The organism is Parahaliea mediterranea (genome assembly GCF_017255185.1).
Lineage (GTDB): Bacteria > Pseudomonadota > Gammaproteobacteria > Pseudomonadales > Halieaceae > JAFKCZ01.
This window is the reverse complement of the sequence record NZ_JAFKCZ010000012.1, coordinates 67,272-82,184: the sequence shown is the minus strand read 5'-3', so window position 1 is coordinate 82,184 and position 14,913 is coordinate 67,272. Positions and strand designations below refer to the sequence as shown.

Annotated in this window: 14 protein-coding genes; 13 read left to right on the top strand and 1 reads right to left on the bottom strand. The window is 64.3% G+C overall.

Annotated elements, in window-relative coordinates; all coding sequences use genetic code 11:
* Positions 1–162: 162 nt before the first annotated feature.
* From JYP50_RS16075 to JYP50_RS16055, 5 genes are all read left to right on the top strand, one after another.
* Positions 163–369: a hypothetical protein gene (locus tag JYP50_RS16075; RefSeq protein WP_206561573.1), complete on the top strand. Its 207-nt coding sequence runs from the start codon at positions 163–165 to the stop codon at positions 367–369.
* Positions 370–381: 12 nt separating this feature from the next.
* Complete coding sequence (pspA, locus tag JYP50_RS16070; RefSeq protein ID WP_206561572.1) at positions 382–1,074, top strand: phage shock protein PspA; 693 nt, start codon at positions 382–384, stop codon at positions 1,072–1,074.
* A gap of 69 nt (positions 1,075–1,143) precedes the next feature.
* Positions 1,144–1,401, top strand: coding sequence for an envelope stress response membrane protein PspB (gene pspB / locus JYP50_RS16065; RefSeq protein ID WP_206561571.1), 258 nt, complete (start codon positions 1,144–1,146; stop codon positions 1,399–1,401).
* A 66-nt stretch (positions 1,402–1,467) separates the two neighbouring features.
* A complete protein-coding gene (locus JYP50_RS16060) occupies positions 1,468–1,956 on the top strand; it encodes a PspC domain-containing protein (protein WP_206561570.1) in 489 nt (162 codons plus the stop codon).
* 172 nt (positions 1,957–2,128) lie between these two features.
* Complete coding sequence (locus tag JYP50_RS16055) at positions 2,129–2,305, top strand: hypothetical protein (RefSeq protein WP_206561569.1); 177 nt, start codon at positions 2,129–2,131, stop codon at positions 2,303–2,305.
* An 84-nt stretch (positions 2,306–2,389) separates the two neighbouring features.
* Here the strand turns inward: JYP50_RS16055 and JYP50_RS16050 are convergent, their stop codons facing one another.
* Positions 2,390–3,076, bottom strand: a complete 687-nt coding sequence (locus JYP50_RS16050) for a GntR family transcriptional regulator (protein ID WP_206561568.1) — start codon at positions 3,074–3,076, stop codon at positions 2,390–2,392.
* A gap of 349 nt (positions 3,077–3,425) precedes the next feature.
* Between JYP50_RS16050 and JYP50_RS16045 the strand changes: the two genes are divergently transcribed.
* The 8 genes from JYP50_RS16045 (at position 3,426) to JYP50_RS16010 (ending at position 14,911) form a co-directional block, all read left to right on the top strand.
* Positions 3,426–5,078 carry an amidohydrolase family protein gene (locus tag JYP50_RS16045; RefSeq protein ID WP_206561567.1) on the top strand — a complete coding sequence of 551 codons (1,653 nt, stop codon included), beginning with the start codon at positions 3,426–3,428 and terminating at the stop codon, positions 5,076–5,078.
* 12 nt (positions 5,079–5,090) lie between these two features.
* Positions 5,091–6,182, top strand: a complete 1,092-nt coding sequence (locus JYP50_RS16040; protein ID WP_206561566.1) for a YkvI family membrane protein — start codon at positions 5,091–5,093, stop codon at positions 6,180–6,182.
* Positions 6,183–6,261: 79 nt separating this feature from the next.
* Entirely contained in the window at positions 6,262–7,269 is a 1,008-nt protein-coding gene (locus JYP50_RS16035; RefSeq protein WP_206561565.1) for a DUF1611 domain-containing protein, read from the top strand.
* A gap of 35 nt (positions 7,270–7,304) precedes the next feature.
* Positions 7,305–8,282 carry a dipeptide epimerase gene (locus tag JYP50_RS16030; RefSeq protein WP_206561564.1) on the top strand — a complete coding sequence of 326 codons (978 nt, stop codon included), beginning with the start codon at positions 7,305–7,307 and terminating at the stop codon, positions 8,280–8,282.
* Positions 8,283–8,320: 38 nt separating this feature from the next.
* On the top strand, positions 8,321–10,507 hold the full coding sequence (locus JYP50_RS16025; RefSeq protein ID WP_206561563.1) for a TonB-dependent receptor: 2,187 nt from the start codon (positions 8,321–8,323) through the stop codon (positions 10,505–10,507).
* A gap of 148 nt (positions 10,508–10,655) precedes the next feature.
* On the top strand, positions 10,656–11,525 hold the full coding sequence (locus JYP50_RS16020; RefSeq protein ID WP_206561562.1) for an alpha/beta hydrolase: 870 nt from the start codon (positions 10,656–10,658) through the stop codon (positions 11,523–11,525).
* A 66-nt stretch (positions 11,526–11,591) separates the two neighbouring features.
* Positions 11,592–13,145, top strand: a complete 1,554-nt coding sequence (locus tag JYP50_RS16015; protein WP_206561561.1) for a serine hydrolase — start codon at positions 11,592–11,594, stop codon at positions 13,143–13,145.
* Between the two features lie 47 nt (positions 13,146–13,192).
* Positions 13,193–14,911: an N-acyl-D-amino-acid deacylase family protein gene (locus JYP50_RS16010; RefSeq protein ID WP_206561649.1), complete on the top strand. Its 1,719-nt coding sequence runs from the start codon at positions 13,193–13,195 to the stop codon at positions 14,909–14,911.
* Positions 14,912–14,913 lie beyond the last annotated feature (2 nt).

Sequence of the window (14,913 nt, the reverse complement as noted above, 5' to 3'; positions counted from 1 at the left end):
GGTATAGCCTTGGAGTTGACCTGAGATTCGAGTGGAGTTTTTATAACCCTTTGAAATAAAAGAAAAAACTAATTCTGGCACGAATTCTGTAATGGAAGAAGTGTCGTGCCATCAGGGCACAGAACCCGGTGTATGAAACGCCACAGGAAGGGAGCAGGAAGCATGAACGGCATCGAAGAACGGTTTCTGATTTACACGGCGCTGCTGCTGGTGTGCAGCACGGCGGGCGTGTTTGTCGGCTGGCAGGCCGCCCTCTGGACCCTGGTTCAGATAGCCTGCGTGGTGGAGCTGGTGTACTGGCTGGGTCGTGCGGCCGGCGACAGGATCAATGACAACACGGCGGATTGCATTCGCGACTATCGCGTTTAAAGGAGTAGAACCATGGGTATTTTTTCCCGCATGAGCGACATCATCAATTCCAACATCAACTCCCTGCTGGACTCCGCCGAGGACCCGCAGAAGATGATCCGCCTGATCATCCAGGAGATGGAGGACACCCTGGTGGAGGTGCGCAGCTCCTCCGCCCGGGTGCTGGCCGACCGCAAGGCCGCCGCCCGCCGCCTGGAGCAGGTGCGGGCCGAGGCCGAGGGCTGGGAACAGAAAGCCAAGTTGGCGGTGAGCAAGGGGCGCGAGGACCTGGCCCGCGCCGCGCTGCTGGAGAAACGCGCCATCGAGGAGGAGGTGGCGGTGGTCGAGGCCGAGCTCGTCGCCCTCGACGAGCATATTGAGCAACTCGGCGAGGAGGTGGCGCAGTTGCAGCAGAAGCTGGGTGACGCCAAGGCCAAGCAGAAGGCGATGATCATGCGCAGCCAGACCGTGGAGTCGCGCATCAAGGTCAAGCGCCAGATGCAGCGCGACGCCCTCGACAACGCCTTCACCCGCTTCGAGCACTTCGAGCGCCGCATGGACAACCTGGAGAGTCAGCTGGAGTCCATGGACATCGGCCGCGACGTGCCCCCGGACCTGGCGGCGGAAATCAACGCCCTGGAGGAGGATGAGCGCATCAACGAGGAGTTGCAGCGCCTGAAGAAGGAGCTTGGTGGCGACCCGGCGGGGCAGGGCGGCAAGGACTGAACCCGCTTGGCGATTCACCACGACGGTGGCAGCATGGCCCGAGCGACCGGCTGCCCAAGGAAGTAAAAAATGGAATTTCTGCAATTCATGTTTGTCCCGACCATCCTGTTCATGGTGATCGTGGCGCCGATCTGGATCACCATGCACTACCGCAGCGTGAACCGTTCGTCCCGCGGCCTGAGCGAGGATGACCGCGAGTCGGTGGAGCAGATGCTCGAAACGGTGGACAAGCTGACCGAGAGAATTGGCGCGCTGGAAGCGATCCTGGATGCGGAGCACCCGGACTGGCGCGCGAAGATGAGCCGCGAATCGCGGCGCGAGGAGTAAGTCATGGGTCACAGGCACTATCGCAGACAAGAGCGCAGGCATAGCCGCGGGCACGACGAGCGTTTCATGGACGGGACCCGTCGCTGCCGCCGCAGCATCCGCTCGCGGAAAAAGAGCGGTTGGGGCATGAACCTCTACCGCAACACCCGCCAGGGCAAGATCGCCGGCGTGGCCGCCGGGCTCGCCGATCACTGGGACGTCGCCCACTGGGTGGTGCGGCTATTGTGGGTGGGCGCTTTTCTGTTCACCGGCACCCTCGCCCTGTGGGCCTACATCGGCGCCTGGATACTGCTGGCGCCGCGGCCCACCCGGCGCGCCGGCGACGCCGACCCCTACATCGACGACCCCCTGGACGACCCGAACCTGGAGATGGAGTACGACGAACGGCATCACCACTACCGGCCGCGCAAGGTCTTCCAGTATTCCGAGCCCTCCAGCGTGCGCCTGCAGCGCGCCCGCGAGCGGCTCAACGCGGCGGTGCAGCGGGTGGAGGACATGGAGTCCTACGTGACCTCGCGGCAGTACCAGCTGAACAAGGAGTTCTCCCGGCTTTAACAGGGCGTTGAAAAAGCCCAATGGGCTTTTTCAAGCCACGTTTGCGGCGCATGTCCGCAATCGTGGACGCCGGGGTCACTGCGCAGTCCGGGTGGGCCGCACCCGCAACACTTAAGCCACACATCTATTGATAGTGCGCCGATCCGCGCCATTGCGCGGGTACGGCGGGAGTTTGCCCGATAACAACGACGACCCCGCGGGGGGCAAGGGAATGCTGGTAGTAATGGATATCGCAATCTGGCTCGACCTGCCGGCCTGGGCGATGGAGCTGGCGGCGGGGAACGGTAGCGGTCATTGGCAGGTGGCCTGGGCCTGGCTGGATCTCAGCCTGACCCTGGTGTGTTACTGAGTTGCCGATGCTTCGGGGGGCATTGGCGCCGCCGCTTGCGTGGGAAAGACGGAATTGGCGGGCGGCGGGGTTTCCGGATGCGCACTACACAGTAAGGTCCTGGTTGTAGAACTGCTCATGGGTAAAGATGGCGTTCAGAATCCGCTCCTCGGTCTGCGACAGGGTGGACAGAATGGCCGCCTGGATCTTGCTGGACTCGTCGCTTTTCATTACATCGAGGATCATGCCCTGTTGGTCGCTGGAGTAGGGGAAGTGGCCGCGCGTTTTGACATAGAGCCAGTAGATGCGCATCGCCGTATCCTCCAGCTGTTGGGCCCAGTCCAGCATTAGCGGGTAGCCCGCCTGCGCGCACAGGGTAAGGTTGAGCTCCTTGTTCTTTTTCAGCACCTCCAGGGCGGTGGCGTCATCGCGGACAGGCTGCATTTTCTGGATTTTGCGGTTCAGCACTTTCAGCTTGTCGTAATCGAGGTTGGCCGCCGCCAGGGAAAAGGTCGCCGGCAGCAACACTTTGCGCAGGGTGAAGTTCTGCTTGATCTCCAGCAGGGTCAGCGGCGCCACCACCGTCACCCGGGGCGACAGCGGGGTCAGGAAATGCTTGGCGGTCAGGCGCTCGATCAGGTTCCTGGCCAGGGTGCGGCTGAAGCCGAACATGTCGCTGAGAATGTTCTCCGACACTTTCTGGCTGGGAGCCAGCGCCTGGGTGACGATGGCGTCCATCACCCGTTCCGTGGCTTCCGCCGCTTCGTCCTTTTTGGTTCTTTTCTCCGTCATGGTGCGATCTCCAGCAAGTTCAACGCTGTTCTTATACCAATAGTAACGCTTGTTCAATGATTAAAGGCATAAGAGAGTCTAAATATAGCAGCCAAAAAAATATATAAGGCAGCCAAAAATATATTGTAAATAAAATAAGGCTGTATTAATGTGTTCGAACAATCAGAAAACCTGGGTGTTGGAGCAGTGGCCGGTCGTGTGAAAGCGGTTTGCGGGCATTGTGGCGCACACTTCGGCGGGCTGTTGTCGAGGGCGGGCGGAAGGCGCTCCGCCGGCGGCCGCGATTCACCGGGGGCGTGCCGCCAACACACCGATAACACAGAAAAAGCAGACGGAGAGATAACCATAAATGCTTAAACCGGTACTCACCAGAACACTCCCGCGGCTAGCGATGGCGGCCGCTGCATCGATGCTGGCGCCCGTGGCCCTGGCGGCGCTCGATATCGCCATTGTCGGCGGACGGGTGGTTGACCCAGAGAGCGGCCTGGACGCGGCGCGCAACGTCGGCATCGAGGACGGGCGCATTGTCGCCGTGACCACCGATCCGCTGGAGGCCGATCGCGTGATCGATGCCAGCGGGCGCGTCGTGGCGCCGGGCTTTATTGATATGCACGCTCACGGGCAGTCCATACTCGCCGGGCGGATGCAGGCGATGGACGGCGTTACCACCGCCCTCGACCTCGAGGGCGGCTCGTTGCCGATCGCCGACTTCTATGCGCGGGCCGGGGAGGAAGGGCGTCCCATCAATTACGGTGTTTCGGTCAACTGGGCCTACGCGCGTATCGCGGTATTCCTCGATACCCAGCCCGAGGCGAACGCCGGCTGGTTCTTCAAGTATTTTCATGTGCCGAAGTGGCAGCGGGAACAGGCCGACGAGCAGCAGCTCGGCGATATCCTCTCCATGGTGGAAGAGGGTTTGGAGGAAGGCGGCCTGGGCGTCGGCGTGCTGCTGGGCTACGCCCCGGACAGCGGTCGCGAGGAATACTACCGGGTATCCGAGCTCGCCGCCCGTTACGGCGTGCCCACCTACACCCACGCCCGGTACCTGTCGATGATCGAGCCGGGCAGCTCCTTCGAAGGGGTGGCCGAGATCGTGGCAGCGGCGGCGGGCACCGGGGTTCACGCACATATCGTGCACTTGAATTCCACCAGCCTGCGCGAGATCGACGCCATCGGCGGCCTGATCCGCGGCGCGCGTGAACGCGGTTTGCGGGTCAGCACCGAAGCCTATCCCTATGGCGCGGGCTCTACCGGCATCGGTGCGGCCATGTTCCGCGGGCCTTTCTGGCGGGAGCGCGTTGGCGGGGCCAGCGCGGCCAGCTTCGAAGTGGATGGCAAGCGCCTTACCGAACAGGAGTTGGAGCGTCTCCAGCGTGACAATCCCGGCAAAGAGGCCGTGATTCACTTCCTGGAGACCGATCACGCCGAGGATCGGGCCTATCTCGACCAGGCGGTGTTGTTCCCCGGGGGCGTGATCGCTTCCGACGCCATGGGCTGGATGATCAATGGCCGGCCGGCCCCCGATAGCGCCTGGCCCGCACCGGCCGAGGCCCGAAGCCATCCGCGCAGTGCCGGCGCCTATTCGCGCTTCCTGCGGCACTATGTGCGAGAAGAAGGCAAGCTGTCGCTGCTTGAGGCCATCGAGCGGGTGAGTTATGGTCCCGCGCGCATTTTGCAGGACGGTGTACCCCAGATGCGCCGCAAGGGGCGGATACAGGCCGGGGCGGATGCCGATATCGTGGTGTTTGACCTCGACACGGTCACCGATAACGCGACCTATGCCGAACCCGCGCAAACCTCCTCCGGCTTTGACTACGTGCTGGTGGGCGGTGTGCCCCTGGTTGACGATGGTCAGCTGGACACGGCGGTGCTGCCCGGCCGCGCGGTCCGCAACACCGGGCGCGATACCCCTGTGCCGGGCGCCCCTATGCCGGGCGCCCCTGTGCCGGGCGCCCCTGAGCCGGGCGCCCCTGTGCCGGGCGCCGATGAAAAGCTGAAATAGGGGGGATCAACGATGGCATGGTTTAGAACGTTCATTCTGCCGGGATTGATTTTCCAGTCGGTTATCATCGGCGGCGGTTACGCCACCGGCAGGGAACTGATCGAGTTTTTCTTTCCCCAGGGCCCCCTCGGCGGCGTACTCGGTCTGTTGACGGCGGCGCTGGTCTTTGGCGTGGTGCTCGCGGTGGGCTTCGAGTTCGCGCGTGTCACCGGCAGCTACGACTACCGCCGTTTTTGCCGTTCGCTGCTGGGGCGGGGCTGGCCGGTTTTCGAGGTGGCCTTCATCATCCAGTTGTTGCTGATCCTGTCGGTTATCGGCTCGGCGGCCGGTGAGATGGTCCAGTCGACGCTTCAGTTGCCGACCCTGTGGGGCACGGTGGCATTGATGGTATTGATCGCGATCCTCACCTTCAACGGTTCCGAGGTGATCAAGGTGGTGCTCTCCGCCTGGTCGGTGGTGCTCTACGGCGTGTACCTGTTGCTGTTCGCACTGGCCTTCGCCAGTTACTCCGGTGTCATCGGCGATACCTTCGCCAGCCAGCCGGTGGGCGAGGGCTGGGCCAAGAGCGGCGTGCTCTACTCCGGCTACAACCTGGCGCTGTTGCCGGCCGTACTGTTCGCCGTGGTCCATCTGCGCAGCCGCCGCGAAACGGTTGGCGCGGGCTTGATGGGGGGGCTGCTGGCGATCATCCCGGCGCTGTTGTTCTACATCGCAATGATGTCCTTCTACCCGGAGATCGGCGACGAACCCCTGCCGGCCACATTCCTGATGAGCCAGCTCAATAACGGCTGGCTGAGCGTGCTGTTCCAGATTGTGGTTTTCGGCACCTTTATTGAAACCGGCACCGCCCTGCTGCACGCGGTAAATGAACGGCTCGACGCCAGTGTGCGCGAGCGCGGCGGTGAATTGCCGCGTTTCGCCCGGCCGGCGGTTTCGCTGGCTTTCCTGGTGGTGGCGATTTTCGCCGGGGAAGTGGTGGGAATTATCGATCTCATCGCCAAGGGCTATGGCCTGCTGACGCTGGTCTTTATCGCCGTGTTGATCCTGCCGCTGCTGTCATTGGGCGTGGCCAGGATCGTCCGCGCGCCGGCGCTGGTTCGGTGAGCGGTCGTTGTGTCACCGTGCGCGACCCGATGCCCGGTTTTATCCAGTTTAAATTGAGTATCACAGCAAGGAATTGATTATGAAAGTTGTTGAAATCAGACCTCCCTACCTGATCTTCCTGGGTAGCGAATCGCGCGCGACCTACGCCAAGACCGGCGCCGGTCTCGCCCAGTGGCGGCCCGAACTGTGTAGCGGTCAGTTGCGCCTGGCGGCCGATACCGTGGACCTGGGCCTGCCGGACCTGACCCTCGAGCAGGCCGCCGAGGCGGGTGTCGGCTCGCTGGTCATTGGCACCGCCGCGGTGGGCGGCGGTATCCCCGAGGATTGGTACCCGGTGTTGCGCGAGGCCTTGAGCCGCGGCATCGACGTGGTGGCCGGCGCCCACAAGCGACTCGCCGAGGTGCCGGGTTTGAGCGAGTCGGCCGCGGCAGGGGGCGCCCAACTGGTGGATGTCCGCGTGCCGCCGGCCGAGCTGCCGGTGGGCACCGGCAAGAAACGCCGCGGCAAGCGCCTGCTGATGGTGGGCACCGATTGCGCCGTCGGCAAGAAATACTCCGCGCTGTGCCTCGAGCGGGATATGCGCGCGGCGGGAATGAAGGCGGATTTTCGTGCCAGCGGCCAAACCGGGATCATGATCGCGGGTTGCGGCATTCCAATGGATGCCGTGGTGAGCGACTTCCTCAGCGGCGCGGCGGAAATACTGTCACCAGACAATGACGACGATCACTGGGATGTTATCGAAGGGCAGGGCGGACTCTTCCATCCCGGGTATTCCTCGGTCAGCACCGGCTTGTTGATCGGCTCGCAACCCGATGCCTTCGTGGTTTGCCACGAGGCCGGCCGCGAGCGAATTTCCGGCTGGGACGACTTTCCCCTGCCCTCCATCGAGGACGTGATCGCGCGCACTGTCGAGCTTGGTGTGCTGGTGAACCCCGCGATTCATTGCGTGGGCGTGTGCGTGAATACCTCTTCCCTGGCGGAGGACGAGCGCAAAAGCTACCTGGCGCAGTTGGAGAAGCGCCTGGTCCTGCCCTGTGTCGACCCCCTGATCGACGGTGCCGAGGCTATTGTCCGGGGGCTGCGCTGAGGCGCCCGGAACTGGATCAAATGGAGAGATAGACGATGCAATTGGCGATAGAACACAAACGATTCCCCCTCAAGGCCCCGTTTTCAATTACAGGCTACACCTTCGAGCACGTCGACGTGGTCCAGGTGGTCCTGGCCGATGGCGGCACTGCCGGCCTGGGCGAGGCCGTTGGCGTGTATTACAACGATGAAACCGTGGCATCGATGCACGAGCAGCTCGAGCTGATGCGCGGCCATGTCGAAGCTGGTATCACGCGCGTGCAGCTGCAGGAGCTGATGCCGCCGGGCGGCGCCCGCAACGCGCTTGACTGCGCGCTGTGGGATTTGGAGGCAAAGCGCGCCGGCAAATCGATCTGGCAGCTGCTGGATATCCAGGCGAAACCGCTGGTGACCGTATGCACCATCGGCATTGGCAGCCCCGGGGAAATGGCTGAAACCGCCACGCGTTACGCCCCCTACGGCAAGCTCAAGGTCAAGCTCAGCGCCGAGGACCCCATCGCCCGGCTGGAGGCGATACGCGCGGCCCGCCCCGATGCGAGCATCGTGATTGATGTGAACCAGGGCTGGAGCTTCGAGGAGCTGCGCGAATACGCACCGGCGGTGGCGCGGCTCAACGTGGCGATGATCGAGCAGCCATTGCCGCGCGGCGGTGACGAGGCCCTGGATGGCTATAGCAGCCCGGTACCGCTGGGCGCGGACGAATCCTGCCTCAGTCTGGCGGAGTACCCGGAGGCGGCCAGGCGCTACGACGTCATCAACATCAAGCTGGACAAGTGCGGTGGCCTGACCGAGGGCCTGCAGATTGTCGATCGCGCGCGCAGTGACGGCAAGGGCCTGATGGTGGGCAACATGATGGGCAGCTCGCTGTCGATGGCGCCGGCCATGGTGGTGGGCCAGTACTGCAGCTTCGTGGACATCGACGGGCCGCTGTTGTTGGCCAGCGATGTCGACAACGCACTCGATTACAGAACGGGAGGCGAGGTAGCGCTGCCCAGCCCGCAACTGTGGGGATAAGCAAACAGGCTAGAACAACTCATTAAAGGGAGTCTGCTATGAACACAATAAAATCCGAACAATGGCTGGCCGCGAGCCTGGCACTGTTGTCGATGTCTGGTGTCAGCCACGCCCAGCAAGCCGCGGGGAATGAGGGCGAAACGCTCGCCATCGAAACCGTACTGGTGACCGCGACCAAGCGCGCGACCGACCTGCAGGATACCGCCGGGAGTATCTCGGCCCTGGGCGCCGAGCAAATCGACAACAAGTCGCTGGTGAGTATGGACGACTACCTCAACACGCTGCCCAGCGTGAATTTTCTCGAGCGGGGCGTGGGTGAAAACCAGATCATCATCCGCGGCATCGGGCTCGCGTTCGGCGAGCGCGCCACCGTGGGCTCCTACTTCGGCGAGGTGCCCCTGTCCAACCCGATCATCGCCACCTCCACCGACATGAAGCTGGTGGACATGGAGCGGATCGAGGTGCTGCGCGGTCCCCAGGGTACGCTTTACGGCGGCGGCTCGATGAGCGGCGCGGTGCGCAATATACCCAACGCGCCCTACCTCGAAGAGTTCGAGGGGAGGGTTTCCGTCGAGTACTCCGCCACCGACGGAGCCGACGGTGGCAACAGCAATGTCACGGCGATGGTCAATTTGCCCCTGGGCGACGAATTGGCCCTGCGCATGGTCGGTTATCGCTTCGATAACGCCGGCTATGTCGACCTGGTCAGCACGCCGACCCTCGAAGCCCGTTCCGCCGCCACCGGCACGCCGGTGGCGAACCAGGACGGCGTCGGCGGCAACCGCTTTACCGGGGCGCGCGCCTCACTGCTGTGGCAGCCCAGCGATGAGCTGGATGTCACCCTGATGCTGGCCCACCAGGAACTGGAGGAAGACGGGCGCAACGATGTGACTATCTCCCGGGAGGCCTTCGAGGCCTCGGCGCTGGCGACCGGTGACGAGTACAAAACCGATGAGTTGAGCCTGTTCAACCTGCTGGTCAACTACGACCTGGGGTGGGGTGTGCTGACTTCCTCGACCTCCTGGGTCGACGGCGACACCGCGGACTCCTCCGATCTCGGCCGGGTCATCGACTGGGCCGCCGTCGGTTTCAGCGAGCGTGACAAGGAGGGCCTGGTGCAGGAGCTGCGCGTGGCCTCCCAGCTCGACGGCAAGCTCCAGTTCACCGGCGGGCTCTACTACGAGGATTTCGAGTCCTTCGAGCGCTGCTGCTGGCGCTGGACCGGCGACCAGGAATTCAATCCTTTCGGCACCGAAAACCTGCGCACGGTGAATACCCTGTCGACCATCGACCAGGTGGCGGTGTTTGGCGAGGTGGATTACCAACTGACGGACGCATTCTCCCTGACCGTTGGCGGGCGCTGGTTCGACTATGAGCGCGAGGACGAGATCGACGAGTCCGGTCCGCTGGCGGCGATTCCCAGCAATCTGTCCACCACCGAGTCGGGCAGCCGCTACAAGGCGGGGCTCGATTACAAGCTGAACGACGATGCCCTGCTGTATGCTCTCTGGTCGGAGGGCTTCCGCCTGGGCCTCGGCGTGGCCACCGCGCCACCGGAAATCTGTGACGTCGACAATGACGGCTTGATGGACGGCACCAGTATCTCCCTGGGGACCTCCAGTATCGATTCCGACACCACGGAAAACTTCGAACTGGGCGGCAAGTTCAGCCTGTGGGACAACCGCGTGCGCCTGAACAGCTCGATCTACCGCATTGACTGGACGGACATCCCCGTTGGCGCCGTCGGCTCCAACCCGGTATGTTCCGCCACGGTCAACGGCGGCGAAGCCCGGTCACAGGGCGTGGAGCTGGAGGCCCAGGTGCTGCTGACGGCCAGTCTGAGCCTGCAGCTGTCGGCCTCGTACACCGACGCCGAGTTCACCAACAACCAGGGTGGCAACGAGGGCGATCGCCTGCCGATGTCGCCCGAGCACAACGCGTACATGGGCTTGCAGTACGACTGGTTCCTGGCGGACTATCCCGCCTTCCTGCGCGCCGACGTCACCTATGTCGGAGCCTTCAACACCGGAGCTACCATTCCCACCGAGTCCGGCGACTACGTCACCCTGGATCTCAACGCCGGGGTGTTCCTCGACGACGTCGAGTTGAAGGTTTACGCCTCCAACCTCACCAATGAAGACGACGTCACGGTGAGCTTCTTCCTCGACCGCGGCTGGCGTCTGCGCCCGCGGACCCTGGGTGTCCAGCTCGCCTATCGCTTCTAGCGCAATACGTTTCACTGTGAATAAACCGGGCCCGGGAGGGCCCGACCCATACAAGGTTATGAGAGACGGTTTTATGAAGCATTGTGTTGCACTTTTCCTAAGCCTGCTGCTTGCCGGCGCCGCGCCCGCGATGGCACAGGGCAAGAACATGCCTGACAACATTGCCCCACGGGATTTCCCCCTGATGGGCATGCAGGCCTTCAGTTTCCAGTCCAAGGTGATGGGCCGGACCTACGATATTGTGGTGCGCTTCCCCATGGCCTACCTGCAGTCGCCGGATCGCCGCTTTCCCGCGCTGGTGATCAGCGACGGCAACCGCTTTTTCGGCGGCGCGGCGTCGGCCCTGATGGCCGTTGAAGCGGAGCTCGAGGAGCCGATGATCCTGGTGGGTGTCGGCACCCCCTTCGAGGAGGGGCAGGCCGCCTACAATGTCCGCCGCGTCCATGAATTTTCCCCGCCCGGCTGGGATCTCAAGGACGCCTTCGGCAAAACCGTGGCGCAAACCTGCGAGCAGAACGACGTCGCCAAGCGCGATTGCATCGGCGGCGCGCCGCGCTACCTCACGTTCCTGTCGCGCGAACTGCTGCCCTTCCTCGCCGGCGGCCTGCGTGTCGATCCCGAAAAGCTGACCCTCGGCGGCGTTTCCGCCGGCGGCTACTTCGCCGCCTGGGCCATGTTCCAGGAAGGCTCTCCGTTCAAGAACTACATCATTTCCAGCCCGGCGATGGCCTATGGTGACGGCGAGATCTTCCGCGCCGAGTCCGCTTACGCCAAGAAGCACGACAACCTGGAGGCCGGCGTCTACCTGGGTTCGGGTTCCCTGGAGCTGTCCGATGCCTACCTGGAGGGCGTGGGGCAGGTCGCCAGTGGCCAGGCGCGACTGGGTGGTCTGTTGCGCTCGCGCGACTACCCGGGCCTGAGCCTGCACAGCGAGATCCACCAGGGGCTCGGCCACCTCGACGTGGTGCCGGTGTCCTACGCGCGCGGTCTGCGGCTGCTGTTTGGCAAGCAGGACTGAGCTTACGCGGGCTCGCTCGTCGGGGCGGGCCCCCCACGATAGCGCAGCGCTAATTGAGGAGGACGCGTGCGAATCATACTGACAGTATTACTGGTCCTTGCCAGCGGCGTCGGCACGGCCTTTGGCCGGCCCGCCGGGTCGGTGGCCGCCGATCTGGAAGGGCTCGACACCCACGTTAACGAGTTGTTGTCACTGAGCCAGGTGCCCGGTGTGGCGGTGGCCGTGGTGAAAACGGGGGAAGCCCCCCTGGTGCGGGGCTATGGCAGCCGTATCGTCGACGGCGAGTCGGATGTGGACGGCGACACCGTGTTCGCCATCGGCTCGATGACCAAGCACATTACCGCGACCGCCCTCGGTATCCTGGTGGAGGAGGGCAAGCTCGACTGGGAGGCGCCGCTGACGGGCTACCTGCCGGAGCTGAGCTTCTCCGATCCCTACCTGTCGGCGAATCTCAACCTGGTGGATGCGCTCAGTCACCGCAGCGGCCTGGCCCGGGCGGACCTGATCTGGTTCGCGCGTCCCGGCGCGTCCCGTTCGGAGATGCTGTCTGTCATTGAACGCATTCCCGTCGAGCAGGCCTTTCGCGCCAGTTACCTGTACAACAATTTCCTGTACCTGGCGGCGGGGCAGACCATTCCCCGGGTGACGGATGGCAGCTGGGATGATTTTCTCGCACAGCGCCTGTTCGAGCCGCTGGCCATGGCGCGCAGCGGTACCAGTAACGCGTCGCTTGGGTCACTGGACAACGTGGCGATGCCGCACTATTTCACCCCCGATGGCGCGGTGACCACCGATTACTTTGACCTCGCCCATGTCGGTCCGGCGGGCGCGGTGTATTCCTCCGCGGCGGATATGGTCAAGTGGTGCCGGGCGCAGCTTGAACCGGAGCAGTGGGAGTCGCGCATCCCGGGATTGACCGCGGCCCTGCGCGCCACCCGCCAGCCGCGGAACTTCATGGCCCTGGAAGACGAGGGGCATGCCGGCAATCGGCACAAGGCTTACGCCCTGGGCCTGGAGCGCATGAACTACGGGCCGTCCCAGGTCATGTACACCCACGGCGGTGCGATCCAGGGCATGGCCTCGAACATCGCCTTCGTTCCCGAGGCGGGACTTTGCGTCGCGGTGCTGACCAATGGCGAGACCGGTTCCGGCGTGCGCTATGCGCTGACCGACTGGATAATGGACCGCCTCCTGGGCCTGCCCGCGGCCGACGACAGCGCGCTGCGCGCCAAGCTCGAGCAGCAGCGTGGTCGCTATCTGGGCGCGGGTCAGTTGCACGCCGCGGCGCGCGATCCCTCCGTCGCGCCCCCGTTCGCCCTGGAGGCGATGGCCGGCGAGTACGACAATCCCGTCTACGGCCGGCTGTCCATTACCCTGGAAAACGGTGTTTTGCGTACCCGCTACGGTTCGGCCTTCCACGGCGAACTGCAGGCGTATCGCGGTGCAACCTTCGATGTGGTGCCCGACGACCGGGCTCGACGCCAAACCATGCCAGCGCCCTTCAGCCTCAGCGCTAACGTGGAGAAGAGCGGGGTTGTCGAGTCCGTACTGCTGCAGATGCCAGGTCCCCAGAAAGACGGGATTCGCTTTCAGCGGGTGCCCGAAAACGCGGAGCGCTGAGCCGCTCCGCCACCGAATTCACGACAAGGAGAATCCTATCCGTGCGTATGACAAGTGATCGATCCAGGCGGCCCGCCGGCCTGCGCCGCCGGCTCGCCGCCGCGGCGCTGTGCCTGTTTCCGCTGGCGGTGCCGGCGCAGCAGGCGCAGGTTTACGACGTGCTGATCAACAACGGCGTTATCTACGATGGCAGCGGCGCGCCCGGTGTCGCCGGGGATATCGCGGTCAGCGGTGATCGCATCGTGGCGATTGGCGACCTGGACGGCGCCCGTGCCGAGGTGGTAATCGATGCCGGGGGACGCGCCGTCGCCCCGGGCTTCATCAATATGCTCAGCTGGGGCGCGGACGCGCTGATCGAGGACGGCCGAGGGCTGTCGGATATCGCCCAGGGCGTCACCCTCGAGGTCTTCGGCGAGGGCTGGTCCATGGGCCCGCTGAACGAGCCGATGAAGGCCATGAGCAAGGCCCGCCAGACCAATATCCGTTACGACATCGAGTGGAACACCCTCGGCGAATTCCTCGACTATTTGCAGAATCGTGGCGTGTCGCCGAACATCGCCTCTTTCGTGGGCGCCGCGACCATTCGCGTCAAGCATCTGGGCGCCGACAACCGCGCCCCCAACAGCGAGGAGTTGGCGGCGATGCGCGCCGACGTCGCGCAGGCCATGGAGGAAGGGGCGATGGGCGTCGGTTCGGCGCTGATCTACCCGCCTGGCTCCTTCGCCTCCACCGAGGAACTGATCGCCCTGACCGACGTGGCCGGGGACTACGGCGGCTACTACATGGCGCACATGCGCTCCGAGGGCGACCGCCTGCTTGAGGGCGTGGACGAGATGCTGGAAATCGCCCGCGCCACCGGCGCCGCGGTGGAGATTTACCACCTCAAGGCCGCCGGTCGCGACAACTGGCCGAAGATGGATCGGGCGATCGCCACCATCGAGGCGGCGCGCGAGGCGGGTGTCGATATCCGCGCGAACATGTACACCTATGTCGCCGGCAGCACCGGTCTCAGCGCGGCGATGCCGCCCTGGGTGCAGGAGGGCGGCGTGGCGGCCTGGATGCAACGCCTGCGAGACCCGGCGCTGCGCGCGCGGTTGCTGCGCGAGATCGAGAATCCTGGCGAGAACTGGGAGAATGTCTACGTGGCATCCGGCGGCGCCGACAACGTGATGCTGGTGGGTTTCCGCAAGCCCGAGTTGCGCAAGTACCTGGGCAAGACCCTGGCCGAGGTCGCCGAGCTGCGCGGCCAGACGCCGGCGGAGGCGATCATCGACCTGGTGGTGGAGGACAACAGCCGCGTGGAGGCGGTGTACTTCATGATGTCCGAGGACAACCTGCGCAAGCAGATCGCCCTCGACTGGGTCAGCTTCCAGTCCGACGCGCCGGTGCTCGCCCCCGAGGGCGTGTTCCTCGAGCAGAGCGTCCACCCCCGTGCCTACGGCACTTTCGCGCGCTTGCTCGGCAAGTACGTACGTGAGGAGCAGGTGATTTCACTGCCCGAGGCCCTGCGGCGGCTGACCTCCCTGCCGGCGAGCAACCTGAAGATCCGCGACCGCGGCCTGCTGCGCGAGGGCTACTTCGCCGATATCGTGGTGTTCGACCCCGACACGATCCAGGATCACGCCACGTATACCGAGCCGCAACAGCTGGCGACCGGCGTCGACCATGTTCTGGTCAATGGCGTGCCGGTACTGCGCGACGGCGAGCACACCGGGGCCAAACCGGGCCGGGTGGTGCGCGGCCCGGGTTACAAACGCCCCAATTGACC

Bases quoted from the DNA above. Each gene is read 5' to 3' on its own strand.
- JYP50_RS16075 (WP_206561573.1), top strand. From the start codon at position 163: ATGAACGGCATCGAAGAACGGTTTCTGATTTACACGGCGCTGCTGCTG.
- pspA (WP_206561572.1), top strand. From the start codon at position 382: ATGGGTATTTTTTCCCGCATGAGCGACATCATCAATTCCAACATCAAC.
- pspB (WP_206561571.1), top strand. From the start codon at position 1,144: ATGGAATTTCTGCAATTCATGTTTGTCCCGACCATCCTGTTCATGGTG.
- JYP50_RS16060 (WP_206561570.1), top strand. From the start codon at position 1,468: ATGGACGGGACCCGTCGCTGCCGCCGCAGCATCCGCTCGCGGAAAAAG.
- JYP50_RS16050 (WP_206561568.1), bottom strand. From the start codon at position 3,076: ATGACGGAGAAAAGAACCAAAAAGGACGAAGCGGCGGAAGCCACGGAA.
- JYP50_RS16045 (WP_206561567.1), top strand. From the start codon at position 3,426: ATGCTTAAACCGGTACTCACCAGAACACTCCCGCGGCTAGCGATGGCG.
- JYP50_RS16040 (WP_206561566.1), top strand. From the start codon at position 5,091: ATGGCATGGTTTAGAACGTTCATTCTGCCGGGATTGATTTTCCAGTCG.
- JYP50_RS16035 (WP_206561565.1), top strand. From the start codon at position 6,262: ATGAAAGTTGTTGAAATCAGACCTCCCTACCTGATCTTCCTGGGTAGC.
- JYP50_RS16030 (WP_206561564.1), top strand. From the start codon at position 7,305: ATGCAATTGGCGATAGAACACAAACGATTCCCCCTCAAGGCCCCGTTT.
- JYP50_RS16025 (WP_206561563.1), top strand. From the start codon at position 8,321: ATGAACACAATAAAATCCGAACAATGGCTGGCCGCGAGCCTGGCACTG.
- JYP50_RS16020 (WP_206561562.1), top strand. From the start codon at position 10,656: ATGCCTGACAACATTGCCCCACGGGATTTCCCCCTGATGGGCATGCAG.
- JYP50_RS16010 (WP_206561649.1), top strand. From the start codon at position 13,193: ATGACAAGTGATCGATCCAGGCGGCCCGCCGGCCTGCGCCGCCGGCTC.